Origin of the sequence: Castellaniella sp., from assembly GCF_041675725.1 — a bacterium.
In the GTDB taxonomy this organism is placed as follows: Bacteria; Pseudomonadota; Gammaproteobacteria; order Burkholderiales; family Burkholderiaceae_B; genus Castellaniella.
Genome location: NZ_JBAYTI010000026.1, coordinates 21,797 through 39,624, shown reverse-complemented (window position 1 = coordinate 39,624; position 17,828 = coordinate 21,797). Strand labels below are relative to the sequence as shown.

21 protein-coding genes are annotated in these 17,828 nt (G+C 64.6%); 16 read left to right on the top strand and 5 right to left on the bottom strand.

Going from position 1 to position 17,828, the window contains the following annotated elements:
- From WCZ84_RS07285 to hisG, 9 genes are all read left to right on the top strand, one after another.
- The coding region (locus WCZ84_RS07285) for an ABC transporter permease (protein ID WP_372685601.1) at positions 1-243 on the top strand (243 nt) is incomplete at its 5' end.
- 21 nt (positions 244-264) lie between these two features.
- The gene (gene mlaD, locus WCZ84_RS07280; protein WP_372685600.1) at positions 265-729 is read left to right on the top strand and encodes an outer membrane lipid asymmetry maintenance protein MlaD; all 465 of its coding nucleotides are present in this window, start codon (positions 265-267) and stop codon (positions 727-729) included.
- Positions 726-1,637: a VacJ family lipoprotein gene (locus WCZ84_RS07275; protein WP_372685599.1), complete on the top strand. Its 912-nt coding sequence runs from the start codon at positions 726-728 to the stop codon at positions 1,635-1,637. The genes mlaD and WCZ84_RS07275 overlap by 4 nt, the downstream gene beginning before the upstream one ends.
- 39 nt (positions 1,638-1,676) lie before the next feature.
- The gene (locus WCZ84_RS07270; RefSeq protein WP_372685598.1) at positions 1,677-2,318 is read left to right on the top strand and encodes a phospholipid-binding protein MlaC; all 642 of its coding nucleotides are present in this window, start codon (positions 1,677-1,679) and stop codon (positions 2,316-2,318) included.
- Between the two features lie 87 nt (positions 2,319-2,405).
- Positions 2,406-3,197 (top strand): ABC transporter ATP-binding protein, encoded by a 792-nt coding sequence (locus tag WCZ84_RS07265; RefSeq protein ID WP_372685603.1) that lies wholly within the window; start codon positions 2,406-2,408, stop codon positions 3,195-3,197.
- The gene (locus tag WCZ84_RS07260; protein WP_372685597.1) at positions 3,194-3,985 is read left to right on the top strand and encodes an ABC transporter permease; all 792 of its coding nucleotides are present in this window, start codon (positions 3,194-3,196) and stop codon (positions 3,983-3,985) included. Before WCZ84_RS07265 ends, WCZ84_RS07260 begins: the two co-directional genes overlap by 4 nt.
- 3 nt (positions 3,986-3,988) lie before the next feature.
- Entirely contained in the window at positions 3,989-4,234 is a 246-nt protein-coding gene (locus WCZ84_RS07255; RefSeq protein ID WP_372685596.1) for a BolA family protein, read from the top strand.
- A 12-nt stretch (positions 4,235-4,246) separates the two neighbouring features.
- Positions 4,247-5,497: a UDP-N-acetylglucosamine 1-carboxyvinyltransferase gene (murA, locus tag WCZ84_RS07250; RefSeq protein WP_372685595.1), complete on the top strand. Its 1,251-nt coding sequence runs from the start codon at positions 4,247-4,249 to the stop codon at positions 5,495-5,497.
- Entirely contained in the window at positions 5,494-6,225 is a 732-nt protein-coding gene (hisG, locus tag WCZ84_RS07245) for an ATP phosphoribosyltransferase (protein WP_372685594.1), read from the top strand. The genes murA and hisG overlap by 4 nt, the downstream gene beginning before the upstream one ends.
- Here hisG and dctP read toward each other — a convergent pair.
- From dctP to WCZ84_RS07230, 3 genes are all read right to left on the bottom strand, one after another.
- Positions 6,206-7,300, bottom strand: a complete 1,095-nt coding sequence (gene dctP / locus WCZ84_RS07240) for a TRAP transporter substrate-binding protein DctP (protein ID WP_372685593.1) — start codon at positions 7,298-7,300, stop codon at positions 6,206-6,208. The genes hisG and dctP overlap by 20 nt on opposite strands.
- A gap of 70 nt (positions 7,301-7,370) precedes the next feature.
- On the bottom strand, positions 7,371-8,693 hold the full coding sequence (locus tag WCZ84_RS07235) for a TRAP transporter large permease subunit (RefSeq protein WP_372685592.1): 1,323 nt from the start codon (positions 8,691-8,693) through the stop codon (positions 7,371-7,373).
- Positions 8,683-9,183: a TRAP transporter small permease subunit gene (locus WCZ84_RS07230; protein ID WP_372685591.1), complete on the bottom strand. Its 501-nt coding sequence runs from the start codon at positions 9,181-9,183 to the stop codon at positions 8,683-8,685. Before WCZ84_RS07230 ends, WCZ84_RS07235 begins: the two co-directional genes overlap by 11 nt.
- A 231-nt stretch (positions 9,184-9,414) precedes the next feature.
- Here WCZ84_RS07230 and WCZ84_RS07225 point away from each other — a divergent pair, with 231 nt between their 5' ends.
- A complete protein-coding gene (locus WCZ84_RS07225; RefSeq protein WP_372685590.1) occupies positions 9,415-11,112 on the top strand; it encodes an AMP-binding protein in 1,698 nt (565 codons plus the stop codon).
- 6 nt (positions 11,113-11,118) lie between these two features.
- Here WCZ84_RS07225 and WCZ84_RS07220 read toward each other — a convergent pair whose 3' ends face one another.
- Both WCZ84_RS07220 and WCZ84_RS07215 read right to left on the bottom strand, forming a co-directional pair.
- Positions 11,119-11,337, bottom strand: a complete 219-nt coding sequence (locus WCZ84_RS07220) for a hypothetical protein (protein WP_372685589.1) — start codon at positions 11,335-11,337, stop codon at positions 11,119-11,121.
- Positions 11,338-11,341: 4 nt separating this feature from the next.
- Positions 11,342-11,920 carry a TIGR02444 family protein gene (locus tag WCZ84_RS07215; protein ID WP_372685588.1) on the bottom strand — a complete coding sequence of 193 codons (579 nt, stop codon included), beginning with the start codon at positions 11,918-11,920 and terminating at the stop codon, positions 11,342-11,344.
- A gap of 137 nt (positions 11,921-12,057) precedes the next feature.
- On the opposite strand from WCZ84_RS07215, the gene WCZ84_RS07210 reads away from it, so the two are divergent.
- The 6 genes from WCZ84_RS07210 (at position 12,058) to WCZ84_RS07185 (ending at position 17,733) form a co-directional block, all read left to right on the top strand.
- On the top strand, positions 12,058-13,383 hold the full coding sequence (locus WCZ84_RS07210; protein ID WP_372685587.1) for a UbiD family decarboxylase: 1,326 nt from the start codon (positions 12,058-12,060) through the stop codon (positions 13,381-13,383).
- A complete protein-coding gene (locus WCZ84_RS07205) occupies positions 13,373-14,005 on the top strand; it encodes a UbiX family flavin prenyltransferase (RefSeq protein ID WP_372685586.1) in 633 nt (210 codons plus the stop codon). The genes WCZ84_RS07210 and WCZ84_RS07205 overlap by 11 nt, the downstream gene beginning before the upstream one ends.
- The gene (locus WCZ84_RS07200; RefSeq protein ID WP_372685585.1) at positions 14,002-15,003 is read left to right on the top strand and encodes an ABC transporter substrate-binding protein; all 1,002 of its coding nucleotides are present in this window, start codon (positions 14,002-14,004) and stop codon (positions 15,001-15,003) included. Before WCZ84_RS07205 ends, WCZ84_RS07200 begins: the two co-directional genes overlap by 4 nt.
- The gene (locus WCZ84_RS07195; protein WP_372685584.1) at positions 15,003-15,761 is read left to right on the top strand and encodes an ABC transporter ATP-binding protein; all 759 of its coding nucleotides are present in this window, start codon (positions 15,003-15,005) and stop codon (positions 15,759-15,761) included. The genes WCZ84_RS07200 and WCZ84_RS07195 overlap by 1 nt, the downstream gene beginning before the upstream one ends.
- Positions 15,761-16,513 (top strand): ABC transporter permease, encoded by a 753-nt coding sequence (locus tag WCZ84_RS07190; protein WP_372685583.1) that lies wholly within the window; start codon positions 15,761-15,763, stop codon positions 16,511-16,513. The genes WCZ84_RS07195 and WCZ84_RS07190 overlap by 1 nt, the downstream gene beginning before the upstream one ends.
- A 197-nt stretch (positions 16,514-16,710) precedes the next feature.
- Entirely contained in the window at positions 16,711-17,733 is a 1,023-nt protein-coding gene (locus WCZ84_RS07185) for a carbon-nitrogen hydrolase family protein (RefSeq protein WP_372685582.1), read from the top strand.
- The last annotated feature ends 95 nt before the right edge of the window (positions 17,734-17,828 follow it).

Here is a 17,828-nt window from a genome sequence, read left to right as displayed (position 1 = left end):
GACCCGGGCGCCTTCTGGTCGCAAATGCAAAGCGGGGTCGACGTGATCGACGACGTCCTCAATGGGGTGATCAAGAGCGTGGTGTTCGGCGCGGTGGTCACGCTGATCGCGCTCTACCAGGGCTGGACGACGCGGGCCACCCCCGAAGGGGTGTCGCGCGCGACCACGCGCACGGTGGTAGACGGCGCGCTGGCCGTGCTGGGGCTGGACTTCCTGATGACCGCACTGATGTTTGCACAATGATCCACAACGGAAACAACGCTCATGACTCGTGATAAAACCGATTTCCTGGTCGGCCTGTTCATCCTGCTGGGCTTGCTGGCCCTGGTGTTCCTGGCGCTGCGCGCCGGCAACATGAGCTCGTTCACCTTTGCATCCACGTACAAGGTGCAGGCATACTTCGACAACGTGGGCGGCCTGAAGGTCCGCGCGCCCATCAAAAGCAGCGGCGTGGTGGTGGGCCGGGTGGCCTCCATCGGCTTCGACAACCAGCGCTTCCAGGCGCTGGTCAGCATGGATCTCGAAACGGCCTACCAGTTTCCGGCCGACAGTTCGGCCGCCATCCTGACGTCGGGCCTGCTGGGCGAGCAATACATCGGGCTGACACCCGGGGGCGATGACAAAAACCTGGCCGAGGGCAGCACGGTCGAGTTCACGCAATCCGCCGTGGTGCTGGAAGACCTGATCAGCAAGTTCCTGTACAGTTCGGCCGAAGGGGCTGGAAAATGAACAATAATATGACGACGTCCGTTTTTGCCCTTGCCGCATCCCCATCGGCAGGGCCTTGCACAACAGAATCTTCCCTACCGGCCGGGCCCGCGCCCACATCCCGGTCGGCGCGTGCGCGCCGGGCTGGGTGGCGCACGGCGCTGGTCCTGGCTACCACGCTGGTGCTCGGCGCCTGTGCGCACGTGCCCAACCCGCCCCCCGAAGACCCCTACGAATCCTTCAACCGGGGCATGTTCCAGTTCAACGAGACGGTCGACCGCTATACGCTCAAGCCGATCGCCACGGGCTACAACGCGGTGGTGCCCCGCCCGGTACGCACCTGCATCCACAATATCTTCGGCAACGTGGGCGATGTCTGGTCGGGGGTCAACAGCTTCCTGCAAGGCCGCGGGCGCGATTTCGTGGACACCTTCGGGCGGGTGCTGTTCAACAGCACCATGGGGCTGGGCGGCTGCATAGACGTCGCGTCGATGAACGGGGCGCGCAAGATTCCCAATGACTTCGGCATGACGCTGGCCGTCTGGGGCTTCGATTCCGGCCCGTACCTGGTGCTGCCGTTCGTCGGCGCCAGCTCGGTGCGCGATGGCACCGGCACGCTGGTCACGCTGGTGGCGCCGGGCACGATCACGTCGGCGGTGTTCGCCATCAACGACGTGCCTGTACGCAATTCGCTCATCGGCCTGTACCTGGTCGATGCCCGCGCGAGCCTGCTGGAAGACGAAAAACTGGTCGACCAGATCGCGCTCGACAAATACAGCTTCATCCGCGATGCCTACCTTCAGCGGCGCAAGGCGATGCTGGACAGCCGGCGCGCGGGCGAGCACGCGTCCACGGCCGAAGCGCTGGACGCCACCGATGACAACCTGCCGGTCTACGAAGACCCCGATCTGCTGCCGCCCGAAGAATAAGCATAGCCAGATCCGGCCCTTTTCCACCGAGACAACACCATGACACGTTTCAAGCATTTGTTTCACCGACTGTTCACTCTGTGCTTTCTGGGGGGTGTGCTCGCCCTCGCCAGCCCGGGCCTGGCTAGCGCCAGCCAGGCGGTCGACCCCCATGCCGAACCCAATGCCTTCCTGGGCGCGGTGGCCGACAACATGCTGGACGCCGTGAAAGCCGACCCGAAGGCGCTGGCGGGCGATACGGCGGCGATCACCGCGCTGGTGCGCCAATATGCCCTGCCGTACGTCGACATGGAACGCATGACGCGCCTGGCGGCGGGCCGGTATTGGCGCGATGCCAGCGATGCCCAGAAAAAAGCGCTGGTCGACGCCTTCACCGGCACGCTGATCCGCACGTACAGCGGCGCATTCACCAAGGTGACGCCCAGCACCAAGATCACACTGCTGCCGTTTCGCGGAGACGCAAAAGCCGACGACGCGGTGGTGCGCACCACCATTTCACAGCCCAATGCGCCAGCGATCGGCGTGGATTACCGCATGGGGCGTAGCGAGGCCGGCTGGAAGCTGTACGACCTGAACGTCGAAGGCATCTGGCTGATCCAGAACTACCGCAACCAGTTCGCCGACGAGATCAACCGCAATGGGATCGATGGGCTGATCCAGGCGCTGAACCGCAACAACTGACGGCGCCGCCCCCCCCAGCAAACCCCAGGTGCCGGCACGATATAATGCCGGATGGTGCGCAATTTCGCGCACTGCTTCATGACATCCATGCCTGCCTTATACCTGCACGACATCTCCAAGACCTACGCGCCGCCACCCCGCTCCTGGGCCGACCGCCTGCGCGGGCGCCCCAGAGGCCCTGGCTTCCAGGCCCTGCATCACGTCAACCTCACAGTCGAAGACGGCGAATTCTTTGGCCTGCTCGGCCCCAATGGCGCGGGCAAGACCACCGTCATTTCCATCCTGGCCGGGCTGGCGCACGCCACCAGCGGCGAAGCGCGCGTCTGCGGCTACGACGTGGTACGCGACTTCAAGCGCGCGCGCCAGTCGCTGGGCGTGGTGCCACAGGAAATCGTCTACGATCCCTTCTTCACCGTGCGCGAAACGCTGCGCCTGCAGTCGGGCTATTTCGGGCTGCGCCACAACGACGACTGGATCGACGAAGTGCTGGCGAACCTGGGCCTGCTCGACAAGGCCGACACCAATATGCGGGCGCTCTCGGGCGGCATGAAGCGGCGCGTGCTGGTGGCTCAGGCGCTGGTGCACCGCCCGCCGGTCATCATCCTGGACGAGCCCACGGCGGGGGTCGACGTCGACCTGCGCCGCACGCTCTGGGATTTCATCACGCGGCTGAACCACGCCGGGCACACGATTCTGCTCACCACGCACTACCTGGAAGAAGCCGAGACCCTCTGCGGGCGGGTGGCCATGCTCAAGCACGGCCATGTGGTGGCGCTGGACACCACCCGGGCGCTGATGGCGCGCTGGGGCGGGTCCGACCTGGAAGACGCGTTCGTGCGCATCATGCACGATGACTCCGTACTCGAGGCCGAGCTGTGATCCGCCCGATTTCCCAAGCGCGCCCAGAGCTGGGCTCCGGTTTTCCCACCCTGTTGCGCAAAGAGCTGATGCGCTTCTGGAAAGTGGGCCTGCAGACCATCGCGGCGCCGGTGGTCACCGCGCTGCTCTACCTGCTGATCTTCTCGCACGTGCTGGAAGACAGCGTGCAGGTCTATGACTCGATCCCCTATACGGCGTTCCTGATTCCGGGCCTGATGATGATGAGCATGCTGCAGAACAGTTTTGCCAATCCATCGTCTTCGCTGATCCAGAGCCGCATCACGGGCAACCTGATCTTCGTGTTGCTGCCGCCGTTTTCCCACCGGCAGATTTTCACGGCCTACCTGATGGCGTCGGTGGTGCGCGGCCTGGCCGTGGGGGCCTGCATCTGGATGGTGGCGCTGTTCTTCGTGCCCCTGCCGGTACAGGCGCCTTTGTGGATGCTGGTGTTCGCCGTGCTGTCGTGCTGGATCCTGGGCACGCTGGGGCTGATCGCCGGGCTGTGGTCCGAGAAATTCGACCAGCTGGCCGCCTTCCAGAACTTCCTGATCGTGCCCGCCACGTTTCTATCGGGCGTGTTTTATTCCATCTACAGCCTGCCCCCGTTCTGGCAGGCGGTGTCGCGCTTCAACCCGGTGTTCTACATGATCGACGGGTTTCGCTACGGCTTTTTCGCCGTGTCCGATGTCTCGCCCTGGCGCGGCCTGGCCATCGTGCTGGCCGTGGCCGTGCTGCTGAGCCTGTTTGCCCTGCGCCTGCTGGCGCGCGGCTATAAATTGCGGAGCTGACCCATGCAGCCTACTCCCGAACAAGTTCGCCAATACATTGCCGACCACCTGGATTGCACCCACCTCGAGGTCCGCGGCGACGGCGCGCATTTCGAAGCCCTGATCGTCAGCCCCCTGTTCGAGGGCAAGCGCACGCTGTCGCGCCACCAGGTGGTGTACCGTGCACTGGGCGAGCGCATGCGCGAGGAAATCCACGCGCTGTCCATGCGCACGCTGACGCCCGCCGAATACGAAGCCGAGCGCCCATGAGTCCATTGTTTCATGGATAAACTGCAGATCGGCGGCGGGCGGCCGCTGCAGGGCGAGATCGCCATCTCGGGGGCCAAGAACGCGGCCCTGCCCATTCTCTGCGCGGCCCTGCTCACGCCCGAACCGCTGGTGCTGGACAACGTGCCGGCGCTGCGCGACGTGGACACCATGCTCACGCTGCTGCAGCGCCTGGGGGTGCAGGTGCAGCGCGAAGGCACGCAGGTGCGCCTGCAGGCCGATGCGCTCACGGGGCACCAGGCGCCCTACGAGCTGGTCAAGACCATGCGCGCCTCGATCCTGGTGCTGGGCCCGCTGCTGGCGCGCACCGGCCAGGCGCAGGTCAGCCTGCCCGGGGGGTGCGCCATCGGCCAGCGCCCGGTCGACCAGCACATCCGCGGGCTGCAGGCCATGGGCGCGCAGGTGCGCATCGAGCACGGCTACGTGGTGGCGCACGCCGGGCGCCTGCAGGGCGCGGACATCGTCACCGACATGGTCACGGTCACCGGCACGGAAAACCTGCTCATGGCGGCCACGCTGGCCGAGGGGCGCACGGTGATCGAAAACGCGGCCTGCGAGCCCGAAGTCACCGACCTGGCCCGGCTGCTGATTGCGATGGGCGCCCAGATCGAGGGCCACGGCACGGACCGCATCGTGGTGCACGGGGTGGCCCGGCTGCACGGGGCCCATCATCGCATCGTGGCCGACCGCATCGAGACCGGCACGTTCCTGTGCGCCGTAGCGGCCACCGGGGGCGACATCACGCTGCGCGATGCGGCACCCGACACCCTGGGCGCGGTGCTCGACAAGCTGCGCGATGCCGGGCTCGACATCACCACGGGGCCCGACTGGATCCGGGCGCGCATGCGCGGGCGGCCCCGGGCGACCGGCTTTCGCACCAGCGAGTACCCGGGCTTTCCCACCGACATGCAGGCCCAGCTGATGGCGCTCGACACCCTGGCCGAGGGCACGGCAGTGATCACCGAGAACATCTTCGAGAACCGCTACATGCACGTGCAAGAGCTCTGCCGCATGGGCGCCGAGATCGAGATCGACGGGCATACGGCCGTGGTCACGGGCGTGCCCGAGCTGCTGGGCGCGACGGTCATGGCCACCGACCTGCGGGCCTCGGCCAGTCTGGTGATCGCCGGCCTGGCCGCGCGCGGGCAGACCACCATCGAGCGCATCTATCACCTGGACCGCGGCTACCAGTGCATGGAGCACAAGCTGCAGGCGCTGGGTGCCGACATCCGGAGGATCTCTTGAACGCCGATCCCTACCGCCCCACCGATGCGGCCACGCCGCTGACGCTGGCGCTGTCCAAAGGCCGCATCTTCGACGAAACCCTGCCGCTGCTGGCCGCCGCCGGGGTGGGCGTGCCCGAGAAGCCCAACGCCTCGCGCAAGCTGATCCTGCCCACCGACAACCCGGCGCTGCGCCTGCTGATCGTGCGCGCCTCGGATGTACCCACCTACGTACAGTATGGCGCGGCCGACTTCGGCATCGCCGGGCACGACGTGCTCTACGAACACGTGGCCGAACACCCGGGCGGCCTGTACCAGCCCATCGACCTGAACATCGCGCGCTGCCGCCTGTGCGTGGCCACGCCCAAGGGTTTCGACTACCAGGCCGCCGTACGCCAGGGCTCGCGCCTGCGCATTGCCACCAAATACGTACGCTCGGCGCGCGAGCATTTCGCCGGCAAGGGCGTGCACGTGGACATCATCAAGCTGTACGGGTCCATGGAACTGGCCCCGCTGGTGGGGTTGGCGGATGCGATCGTGGATCTGGTGTCCTCGGGCAACACCTTGCGCGCCAACCGGCTGGTCGAGGTCGAGGAAATCCGCCCGGTGTCCGCCCGCCTGATCGTCAACCAGGCGGCGCTGAAGATGCGCGGCGCCGCGCTGCAACCTTATCTGGATGCGTTTGCGCGGGCGTCGGCGGACATGGACGGCAACGGCGGCGGCGGGCCGCTTATTTCAGACAGGCCTTGAGCTTGTCCAGATCCGGGCCATCTGGCGAGCGGCCCAGGTTGAAGGGCGCAGACGCATCACGCCAGCCTTTGTAGTCGGCCAGGTACTGGACCTGGCTGGTATAGACCTTGGCCGCCAGCGGGCCGCTGCAGGCGACTTCGACCATGACTTCGTTGGAAATGTTCTGGATGGTGGCCAGGGACTCGTCGTCCATGCGGTTGATTTCGATGCCGGCATCCGCGAAGGTCTGATAGCCATCGATGGCGCGCTTTTCGGTGAAGGACATGGACCAGAGCAGATTGGCATCGGCCGCGATCTTGAGCTTGGCCTGCGTCTCGGGCGAGAGCTTGTCCCAGGCTTCCTTGTTGATCATCACGCCGAACATCGACGAGGACTGGTGCCAGCCCGGGGTAGCCCAATACTTGGTGACCTGGTGCAGGCCGGCCGACACGTCCACGTTGGGCGTGGAGAACTCGGCACCATCGATGACCCCGCGCTCGAGCGCCTGGTAGAGCTCTTGGCCGGCCATGGACACCTGGTTGCCGCCCAGCCGCTCGAGCACCTTGCCCTGTTCGAGGCCCGACAGGCGCAAGCGCTTGCCCTTGAGGTCTTCGAGGTTGCGAATGGGCTGCAGCGTGCGGAAGCCCGATTCATTGTTGGTTACGCCGTAAGGCAGATAGACCATCCCGTACTTGCCATAGACTTCGTTGAAGAGTGCGTCGCCCCCCCATTCTTTGATCCAGTTGATGTAATCGACCGCATTGAACAGGCTGGTATGGGTGCCCAGCGGTGAAAACGCGGGGTCGCGGCCCGCCCAGTATCCGGGCCAGTCGCCCGCGGCCTGGATGGTGCCGGATTCGACGGCCGCGAAGGCCTCGCCCGAAGGCACCAGCGAGCCCCCTTCAAAAAAATCGATCTTCAGCTCGTCGCCCGTCAGCTGGTTGGCCAGGTCGACCCAATGCTTGTCGATCTGCATCAGCTCGAGCGACGAGGGCCAGGTGCTGGTCATCGTCCAGGTTTGTTTCTGGGCCATGACCGGGGTGCTCAGCACGGCCGTCACCACCAGCGTGGACAGCATGGTTGCAGACAATTTCATTGCCAGACTCCTTTGAAAGCCGTCGCATGCAAACGGATGCGACACACCAAGAACCGGAACCGGCGCCCGCCTATTGACCATAGAGCCGTTCAGGCAGCCAGGTCGCCAGGTCTGGGAAAAACGCCAGTACCAGACTCATGAAAACGATGATGAAGATGAACGGCACCACCCCCACGATGATGTCCGCCATGCGGACTTCGGGTGGGGCAATGGCGCGCATGTAGAACAGCGCGTAGCCGAACGGCGGCGTCAGGAACGAGGTCTGCAGCACGACGGCCATGAGGATGATGAACCAGAGCATGCTGATGCCGAGTTCCTGGACCAGCGGCAAAAAGATGGGGAACGACAGCAGGACGATGCCTGTCCAGTCGAGGAAGCAGCCCAGGATGAAAATGATGAACATCATCACCGTGAGCAGCAGCCAGGGCTCCATGTCGAGCCCGCGCATGAGCGATTGCACGGCCGCCAGCCCGCCGGTGATGTTGAAGACCCCGGTGAAGGCCGTTGCGCCCACGACGATGAACAGGATCATGGCCGAGGTGCGGCCGGTTTCGTAGATGGCGCCAAAAAAGGTCCGCCAGCGAAACTTGCCGCGCACGATGACGATGAGCAGGGCCAGCAGCACCCCCACGGCCGAGGCTTCGGTGGCCGTTGCGACGCCGGCCAGCATGGTGCCCAGCACGCCCAGGATCAAAAGCAGCGGCGGAGCGGCCTCGACCAGCAGCATGAGGTACAGGGCCTGGGTGCTGATGCGTTCTTCGAGTTGCACGGCGGGCGCCAGGTCGGGGCGAAAGCGGGCCACCAGCAAGACATACAGGGCGTACATCAGGCCCAGCATCACCCCGGGGACCAGCGCCCCGGCAAAGAGCTCGCCCACCGACAGCGGCGAATAGCTGGCCATCAGGATGAGCATGATCGACGGCGGGATGAGGATGCCCAGGCAGCCCGACGCCGCGATGACGCCGGAGGTGAGCCGCTTGTCGTAGCCATAGCGCAGCATGGGGCGCATGGCCATGACGCCCGTCACCGTGATCGATGCGCCGATGATGCCCGTGGTGGCCGCCAGGAGGATGGAGATGAGCACCACGGCCAGCGCCAGGCCGCCGCGCACGCGGGCCATGAGCAGGCGCAAGGCCTCGAACATCTTGTCGGTGACGTCTGAATCCGACAGGAAGCGCGCCATGAGGATGAACAGCGGTATCGCGATCAGGGTGAAGTTGTCGAGGACCTCGCCAAAGATGCGGTTCACCACGATGCCCAGCACCATGGGTTTGCCGGCGATGAAGGCACCCAGCACCGCGGTGCCGCCGAGCACGAAGGCCAGCGGATGGCCCATGAACAGGCCGACCACCAGCAGGCCGGCCATGATGAGCGCGAGATACTCAGGCGACATGGTCGGAGGCCTCTGTGTTGAGGAGCAGTTTGATGAATTCTGCGATGCCCTGCAGCAAGAGCAGCAGGGCCGCCACCGCCATGGCGATTTTCAGGGGGTAGACCGGCAGCTGGACCGACCCGTAGGTGAGTTCGCCCTGATTCCAGGAGCGCAGGGCGAATTCATAGCTTTTGGTGAGAAACACCCAGACGAACGGAAAAAAGAAGATCGGATAGCCCAGGATCTCGACCCAGCGGCGCACCCGCGGCGACATTTTTTCGACCAGCAGGTCGACCCGGACATGCGCCTTGTGGCGCAAGGCGTAGCCGCCCAGCATGATGAAATAAAAGCCATACAGCTGCTTGGTGACGTCGAAGCCCCAGCGCGTGGGCGCGTGGAACACATAGCGCATGATCACGTCGAAGATGATCAACGCGGCAAAAATGACCGCTACGAAGGATACCAACCGCCCGACGACCTCGTTGGTCTGATCGATCAAACGTACCAGCATGCGCCCCCCAGGAGTATCATTTGCACGCAAATTGAATCAAATAATACCTTCATAAAACTGGATTCTTAAAAAACTTTGCTGTTCTGCGGGTAAACACCGGTCATTGGCCACCTAATATCAAGCAAAATAGGGTGGGCGGCTTGTAACGCGGCACTTCGCCGGGCCAGTCATGCTGCATTGCAGCAAAAAAGATGGCCAGTACCGCAGGCGCCACGACCATGGGGATCAGGCATGCTGCAGATTCAAGAACACTGGACCATCCACCAGGCCGTCACCGAAGCCGCCTTGCGCTATGCATCGGGCGATTTGCTGGTGGTGCCCGGCGACCCCGAGCGCAGCTACCACCCCAATGGCTACACGCTCAGCTTCGAGCAGGCGGCCCAGGCCATGCAGGCCCTGGCCGACGTCTACCGCGCCGCAGGCTATGGCTTTCCGCACCGCATCGGGCTGTTCCTGGCCAACCGGCCCGAACACCTGGCGCACAAGCTGGCCATGAACAGCCTGGGCATCTGCTGTGTGCCCATCAACCCGGATTACCGCGCGGCCGAACTGGTCTACCTGGTCGAGCATTCGCGCCTGGACCTGATCGTCACCCACGAAGACAGCCTGGACTTCATCACCCAAAGCCTGGCGGGCAGCCAGCACCAGCCGCCCGTGATCACGCTGGGGCCGTTCGAACACCGCACGCCGCCGGCGGCCCGCGCGTACGAACACCGCACGCCGCGGCACGACACCCCCGCCAGCATCCTGTATACCTCGGGCACGACAGGCCGCCCCAAAGGTTGCGTGCTGTCGCACCGCTACGAGCTGGCCTCGGGCGACTGGTACGCGCGGCAAGGCGGGCTGGTCAGCGTGCGGCCGGGCCAAGAGCGCCTGTACAACCCGCTGCCGCTGTTCCACGTCAATGCCTCGATTCTGTCTTTTTACTGCATGCTCCTGACCGGCAACTGCCAGATCCAGCCAGAACGCTTCCGCGTATCCCGCTGGTGGGAAGACGTCCGCCAGACCCGGGCCACCATCGTGCATTACCTGGGGGTCATCATCCCGATGCTGCTCAAGCAGCCCGAGTCCGCGCTCGACCGGCAGCACCAGGTCCGCCTGGGCTACGGCGCGGGCGTCGAACCCGAACTGCACGCGCTGTTCGAAGCCCGCTTTGGGTTTCCGCTGGTCGAACTCTGGGGCATGACCGAAATGGTGCGTGTGCTCAGCGACCGCCACGAACCGCGCAAGCGGGGCACACGCGCCTTTGGCCGGGCAGAGCCGGGCCTGGACGTGCAGGTGGTGGACGCCGCCGGCCAGCCGGTGCCCGATGGCACCCCGGGCGAAATGGTGATCCGCTATTCGGCCGACACCCCGCGCAAGGATTTCTTCACGGGCTACCTGGATGACCCGCAGGCCACCGAAACGGCCTGGCGCGGGGGCTGGTTCCACACGGGCGACGTGGTCACGCGGGATACCGACGGCATGCTGCATTTCGTCGACCGCGACAAAAACATCATCCGGCGTGCCGGCGAAAACATCGCGGCCGCCGAAGTCGAAGCCACGCTGCTGCTGCACCCCCGCGTGCAGCAGGTGGCCGTGCTGGCCGCGCCCGACGAAATCCGCGAAGCCGAGGTCCTGGCGTGCATCGTGCTCAAGCCGGATCCCGCCGCGCAGGCCGGCGCCCAGGCTGTCGCGCAGGCCGGGGGCCCAGCGGGCGCGGCCGGCCTGCCGGACGCGCGCCTTCTGGCACGCGAATTGTTTGATTTCTGTTTCGAGCGGCTGGCCTATTACAAGGTGCCCGGCTGGTGGTGGTTCACCCCGGAAATCCCCACCACCGGGACCCAAAAAATCCAGAAGCACCGCATTTTCCCCGCGGGCGCCGACCCCCGGGGCACCGCCGGCATGATCGACCTGCGCGCGCTGAAAAAACGGAACCGGGCGCCCTGAAAACCATCAAAGGTTTGGATTCAGCGTCTCAGCAAGCGCCTTGCCAGCAGTGTCCGCAAAGTCCATCTCGGCAAAGAACGCCTGGGCATCACGGTAGCGACCACTCTCGATATCTGCTTGCCCTAGAGCCAGAATTTTCAGGAGCGCCAAAGTCTGCTCTTTCTGCTCATAGCTGCTGACGTCCATGACGACCAGGCGCGCCTCACCATTTTGAGTGATCAGCATGGGTTCACCCGTCTCGGTGACATGGATGCTGCAAAGGCACATCCTGGGCGGCTGCGGCCACCTGGCGGGCGAGGGCCTGCAGCGCGGGCAGGGCGGCCGGATCTTGCGGATCGGGGGCAAAATGGGACAACACGCGGTACGCGGTCTGCGTCAGGTTCGCCAGACGCTGCCCCGCCGATGCCTCCGCAGGATCATCGGTGGGGTCATCGGCGGGGGCTGCGTTCGGGAGACCGTCCAGGCAGGCCGCCAGCGCTTCGAGCTGCAGGCGCTCGGCGGCGAGCTCGCACGCCTTCACAGACTGGCGCAGCGCATCGGTGGCGTCGGTGGGCGCGGGCTGCGGGCCGGTTTTCAGGCGCCGGCGGATGGCGCGCAGGGGCAGAACGACCTGGGTGCGCCACGCCTGCACGTGCTGGTCGGCCTGGGCGACCTCGGTGGCCGACAACGGCCGCTGCCTGATCCGTGCGGCCAACAGCGCCGCCAGGAGCACGCAGACATCCACGCCCGCCTGGTCCTGCAGGGCCAGGCACGCCTCGGCCACGCCGTTTCTGGTATAAAGTGAGACCGGGAAAGACCAGTGATTCACCGTGCAATCCGTATCCGCCATCAAACAGCACCCCCTGGTCTTCGCCCCACGACTCAACCAGTATATCCATTTCGCAGCGCGCAATTCACCAGGCCATGGCAGGGTGCGCGTCAAGCCATCATGGCCAAGGAACATCCATGCGCAACTACATGAACATCCTGAGATCCAGGGGTGATCTGATAGAAATCGACCGGCCGGTGGATCCCACGCACGAACTGGCCGCCGTCACCAAGGCCATCCAAGACAAAATCGGCAAGGCGATTCTGTTCAAGAACGTCAAGGGATCGCGCCTGCCGGTCCTGACCCACATCTATGGCACGCGTGCGCGCCTGGCCGAGCTCATCGGCATCGACCCGGCCCATTTCTGCAAAGAATGGAGCAACCTGGCCACGCTGGGCGCGGGCGGCACGGCGTACCAGCCCCGGCGCGCCCAGCAGGGCATCCCGGAACAGGTCGATCTCAAGCTCAGCGATCTGCCGCTGATCACGTATTCCGAACTCGACGCCGGGCCGTATTTCACGTCGGCCATGTTCATCGCCAAGGATCCGGACACGGGGGTCGGCAATCTGTCGTTTCACCGGTCCATGTATGTCAGCGACCAGGAACTGCGCTGCCGCCTGGCCCCCAAGCACCACCTGACCCTCTATCACGAAATCGCAGAAAAGCGCGGCGAGCCGCTCGAGGCGGCCATGCTGATCGGGCCGCCGTCCACCCTGTTCCTGTCGGCGGCCGCGCCGCTGCCGTACGACGTCGACGAGCTGGACGTGGCCGCGCAGCTGGCGCGCCGCGACATCCCCATGCGGCCCTGCAAGTACATCGATCTCGACGTGCCCGCCGACACGGAGATCGTGATCGAGGGCCGGTTCCTGCCCAATGTACGCCGCCCCGAAGGCCCTTTTGGCGAATTCATGGGCTATTACACGCCCGAAGGCCCGAACGCGGTATTCGAGGTGCTGGGGGTCACCGCCCGGCCGGACGCGATCTTCCACAGCATCCTCTGCGGGTCGCCAGAAGAAGTGCTGGCGCTGGACCTGTCCATTTCCGCCAACATCTATCAGCGGCTGAACGCCGCGCTGCCGGGCATTCTCGACGTCGCCTGCCAGCCGTTCGTGTCGCATGCCGTCATCCAGATCGACCCCAAGTACGAAGGCCACGCGCGGCAGGTCATGCTGGCCGTGATCGGCGCCGAACCCACGTGGGCCAAGGTGGTCACGGTGGTCAACCGGGACGTCGACATCCACGACATGAATGACGTCATGTGGGCCATACTCACGCGCTCCAGGCCCGACAAAGACAGCCTGATCATCCCCGACACCCCGTCGTTCTACCGCGACGAACAGCGCGACCACTGGGGCCGCCTGCTGATCGACGCCACGATCCCGTTCGGCCGCGAAAAAGAATTCGAACGCAAGCGGCTCAAGGGGCTGGAGCACATCAAACTGGAAGACTGGATTGGACGATAGGCCCCTACACGCTGCCCCGCGGCGCCTCATCATCGGCATCAGCGGGGCATCCGGCGCGGTGTATGGCGTGCGCGCCATCGACATGCTGCAGGCGCTCGACATCGAATCCCACCTGGTCATCAGCAAGTCGGCCGCCCTGACCCTGCAGCACGAGATGGGTCTGCGCCCGGCCGATCTGGCGGCCCGGGTGGCCGTCTTTCACCATATCCACGACATCGGGGCGACCCTGTCCAGCGGATCCTTCAGGACCATGGGCATGCTGATCGCGCCGTGTTCCATCCGCACGCTGTCGGAAATCGCCACGGGCATCACTTCGACCCTGCTGACGCGCGCCGCCGACGTCACGCTGAAAGAGCGGCGCCGGCTGGTGCTGATGCTGCGCGAAACCCCCCTGCACCTGGGCCACATCCGCAGCATGGCGGCCGTGACCGAGGCCGGGGCCATCGTCATGCCGCCGGTACCCGCCTGGTATGCCCGGCCCGCCACGCTCGACGAACTGGTAACGCACAGCGTAGCCCGGGCGCTCGACCTGTTCGGCATCGATACCGACCAGATTGCCCGCTGGCCCGGCCTGCGCGGCCAACCTGGCCATTTTGACACCCACCACGGAGAGACACCATGAACATCAAACGATACGCCGGCACGTTCATCCTGACGGCATCCCTCGGGCTCGGTTTCGCGATCCCGGGCGCCCAAGCGGCCGACCAGCCCAAAGAAAAGGTCGACCTGCTGGCCAACTATTCGTTCCACGGCCGGCATGCGCCGTATTTCGTCGGCATCGAAAACGGCTATTTCGATGACGCAGGCTTCAAGGTCAATGCCCTGCCGGCCGCCGGCAGCGGCGCGGTCATCGCCGCCATCGACAGCGGCAAAGCGGATTTCGGCATGGCCGACGCCGCCCCGGTGGTCCAGGCGGTTTCGAAAGGCTCTAAGGTGAAGACGTTCATGATCTACATGGACCGTTCCACCATGGGGCTGGCCTCGACCAAGCCCTATCCGGACCTGGCTTCGCTGAAAGATGCACGCATCGCGGCATCGGGCGCGGATAGCGTGCGCGTGATCCTGCCCATCATCCTGAAGATGGAAAACCTGCAGGACATGCCGCTCAACTGGCTGAGCGCAGACCCCAGCGTGTACATCTCGCTGGTGCTCAGCGGCCAGGCCGACCTGTTCACCGCCTCCAGCGACGGCGACGTGCCGGCCTTCGAGGCCGTGGCCAAGAAGCAGGGCAAGGACACCCATTTCATTTCGTTCGCCGACAACGGCTTCGATGCCTATGGTTATGTGCTGATCGCCAACGACAAAACCATCCAGGCATCGCCCGACAAGGTGAAGCGGTTCTATGGCGCCATGAAGAAAGCGGTGGAGTTTTCGCTCGAGAACCCCGAAAAAACCGCGGAGATCATGCTCAAGTACAACCCGACGCTGAACTACGATACCGTGCTGCGGCAGTGGCAGCAGGCCAGCGACAGCATCAACACCGACTACACCGCGAAAAACGGCTACGGCGTGATCACCCATGACCGCGCGCAAGCCACCATCGACATGGTGGCCGAAGTCCTGCACCTGGACAAGGCCGGCCTGGAGGTCGAGAAGGTCTTCGACATCCAGGATCACTGATGGCGGATCTGGTCACCATACGGCACCTGTCGAAAAAATTCGGTGCCCACGTGACGGCGCTGGAAGACGTTACGCTGGATATCGCCGCCAATGCCTTCGTATCGATCGTGGGCCCCAGCGGCTGCGGGAAATCGACGCTGCTGCGGCTGATATCCGGCCTGATTCCGGCTACCTCGGGCCAGATTACGGTGGCCGGCGAAACCGTGCGCGGGCCCATCCGGCAGTCCAGCATGGTGTTCCAGAGCCCCGTGCTGCTGCCCTGGCGCACAGTGCTGGAAAACGTCTTCTTCGTGGCCGAGCTCGGCCACAAGAAGCCGTCCACCCTGCGGGGCCGGGCGCTGGAGCTGCTCGAGATGGCGGGCCTGGGCGGGTTTGAAGACCACTACCCGCACCAGCTCTCGGGCGGCATGCAGCAGCGCGCGTCGATCTGCCGCGCCCTGCTGATGAACCCGCCGCTGATCCTGATGGACGAGCCCTTCGGCGCCCTGGACGTCCTCACCCGCGAAATCCTCGGCTTCAAGCTGCAGGAAATGTGGGGCGCCAACCGAAACACCGTCCTGTTCATCACCCACAGCATCTCGGAAGCCATTTTGCTGTCCGATACGGTGGTGGTGATGACCCCCCGGCCCGGGAAAATCAGCGAGATCATCCCGATCGACCTGCCGCGGCCCCGAACGATCGACACGCTGTCCGAACCCCGGTTCATCGAGCTGGCGGCGAGAATCCGCAGCCACATTGGCACGCAATGGGAAGGATGATGAAGAGCACCCTTCGGATCACCATGACCGTGGCCATTCTTTTGGCCGCCTGGCAATACCTGGTTCCCTATGCCGACATCCCGGCGTACATTCTGCCGCTGCCCAGCGAGATCTGGGCCCGCTTCCTGGAGACCTTTTCGCTGCAGGCCTACAACCTGGCCGTCACGGCCGGCACCACGCTGCTGGGGCTGTGCATCGGCGTGCTGGTGGGGGTGCTGCTGGCCCTGCTGGTGGTGTACGTCAAAAGCGCTAAATCCATCATCCTGCCGTTTCTGGCCACCTTCAACGGCATCCCCAAGATCGCCATCGCCCCCTTGCTGGTGATCTGGTTCGGCCTGGGGCCCGATTCGAAGATCATCCTGGCGTTCCTGCTGTCGCTGTTTCCCATTTTTGTGCATTCGCTCACCGGGCTGAACGAAATCGACGACGACATCCTCGATCTGGCCCGGCTGGCCGGCGGCAGCAACTGGCAGATGTTTACCAAGGTGCGCCTGATGCACGCCCTGCCCTACATCACGGACGCCCTCAAGGTGGCCTTTCCGCTGGCACTGGTGGGCTCCATCGTGGGCGAGTTCATCGGCGGCAACGTGGGCATCGGCTACCTGGTGCTGTCGGGCCAGTTCAACATGGACATTGCCCTGGTGTTCGCGGCCCTGCTGTCCATCACCATCTTCACGTCGGTGGGGATCTCGGCCATCGGCCTGTTCGAGCGCCTGTTCCTGAAGTGGCAGCCGTCGCGCCGCGAACGCTGAACGCCGGGCGCTAGGCACCGGGCGCTGAAACGCTGTCTGACGAACGCCCGGCGCAGGCCGCCGGGCGGGTCAACCCGTGTACTGCGGGCTTTCGCCTTCTGCTACTATGGAATTCCAGATATGGTTGATGCCGCGGTGCCGTCCATTGCCATGGGTCTCCATGGTTCTGCCCAGACACCCCGGTTTGGAGAATTCGGATGGCACATACATTCAAGGCCGCCGCAGTACTGGCCTCCCCCTACATGTTCGATCTGGACAGAACGGTGGAAAAATGCTGCAACATGGTTGACGAAGCCGCTGCCCAGGGGGCGCGTCTGATCGCATTTCCCGAAACGTTCCTGCCGCTGTATCCGTGGTGGATCTGGATGGCGGTCAACAACGTCGAGCGCGGGCACTTGTACAAACAGCTCTACGACCAATCCGTCGAGCTCGACGGCCTGGCCATGCAGCGGCTGTGCCAAAAAGCCAAAGAAAAGAGCGTCTTCATCGTGGTCGGCATCAACGAAAAAGACCACGGCACCATTTACAACTCGCAGGTGTTCATCAACGAACACGGCGAGATCGTCCGGTGCCGCCGCAAGCTGATCCCCACCGGCGAAGAAAGAACCCTCTGGGGCCGCGGCGACGGCAGCGACCTGATGGTGCTGAACACCTCGCTGGGGCGCCTCGGCGGCCTGATCTGCTACGAAAACATCATGCCGCTGGCGCGCTACACGCTGTACAGCAAGCACGAACAGGTGCACATCGCCAACTGGCCGGGCAACAACCTGAAAAGCCAGCCGCGTGACCGCACGGCCGTCATCAAGACCACATCGCGCTTTGCCGCCATCGAAGGGCAGATGTTCGTGATCGCCTCGTCCTCGTGCATTGGCGCCGAAGAGGTCGAATTCTACAAGAAGCTCGATCCGGGCCTGGGCGCCAAGCTCACGGTCGGCGGCGGGGTGGCGGCCATTTATTCGCCCTTCGGCGAAGTCCTGGCCTGCATCGAAGACCAAGAAGGCATCGCCTACGCCGACATCGACCTCGACCAGATCCCCGAGGCCAAGCACTTGCTCGATACGGTCGGCCACTATGCGCGCCCCGACGTCAACCGCGTGCTGTTCGACGGCGGCGTGCGCAAGATGCCGGTGGTGCCCATCCATGGCAAGGCCCCGGCCGCCCCCCAGGAAGACGCCCCCGAAGAAGAAACCGCCGACACCAGCCAGGCCGCCAACCCCTGAAACAGGCATACGGGCGCCTGGCCTGCGCAGGCCGGCTAGGCGCCCGCGACCCAACCGCGGCATCGAACCATCATACTAAGACACTAAGGCCGTTC

Excerpts from the sequence above, each read along its gene's own strand:
- WCZ84_RS07235 (WP_372685592.1), bottom strand. The coding sequence starts at position 8,693 with ATGTCGCCTGAGTATCTCGCGCTCATCATGGCCGGCCTGCTGGTGGTC.
- WCZ84_RS07200 (WP_372685585.1), top strand. The coding sequence starts at position 14,002 with ATGAACATCAAACGATACGCCGGCACGTTCATCCTGACGGCATCCCTC.
- WCZ84_RS07195 (WP_372685584.1), top strand. The coding sequence starts at position 15,003 with ATGGCGGATCTGGTCACCATACGGCACCTGTCGAAAAAATTCGGTGCC.
- WCZ84_RS07270 (WP_372685598.1), top strand. The coding sequence starts at position 1,677 with ATGACACGTTTCAAGCATTTGTTTCACCGACTGTTCACTCTGTGCTTT.
- WCZ84_RS07190 (WP_372685583.1), top strand. The coding sequence starts at position 15,761 with ATGAAGAGCACCCTTCGGATCACCATGACCGTGGCCATTCTTTTGGCC.
- WCZ84_RS07220 (WP_372685589.1), bottom strand. The coding sequence starts at position 11,337 with ATGCTGATCACTCAAAATGGTGAGGCGCGCCTGGTCGTCATGGACGTC.
- murA (WP_372685595.1), top strand. The coding sequence starts at position 4,247 with ATGGATAAACTGCAGATCGGCGGCGGGCGGCCGCTGCAGGGCGAGATC.
- dctP (WP_372685593.1), bottom strand. The coding sequence starts at position 7,300 with ATGAAATTGTCTGCAACCATGCTGTCCACGCTGGTGGTGACGGCCGTG.
- WCZ84_RS07275 (WP_372685599.1), top strand. The coding sequence starts at position 726 with ATGAACAATAATATGACGACGTCCGTTTTTGCCCTTGCCGCATCCCCA.
- WCZ84_RS07185 (WP_372685582.1), top strand. The coding sequence starts at position 16,711 with ATGGCACATACATTCAAGGCCGCCGCAGTACTGGCCTCCCCCTACATG.
- WCZ84_RS07255 (WP_372685596.1), top strand. The coding sequence starts at position 3,989 with ATGCAGCCTACTCCCGAACAAGTTCGCCAATACATTGCCGACCACCTG.
- WCZ84_RS07225 (WP_372685590.1), top strand. The coding sequence starts at position 9,415 with ATGCTGCAGATTCAAGAACACTGGACCATCCACCAGGCCGTCACCGAA.
- mlaD (WP_372685600.1), top strand. The coding sequence starts at position 265 with ATGACTCGTGATAAAACCGATTTCCTGGTCGGCCTGTTCATCCTGCTG.
- WCZ84_RS07265 (WP_372685603.1), top strand. The coding sequence starts at position 2,406 with ATGCCTGCCTTATACCTGCACGACATCTCCAAGACCTACGCGCCGCCA.
- WCZ84_RS07230 (WP_372685591.1), bottom strand. The coding sequence starts at position 9,183 with ATGCTGGTACGTTTGATCGATCAGACCAACGAGGTCGTCGGGCGGTTG.
- WCZ84_RS07210 (WP_372685587.1), top strand. The coding sequence starts at position 12,058 with ATGCGCAACTACATGAACATCCTGAGATCCAGGGGTGATCTGATAGAA.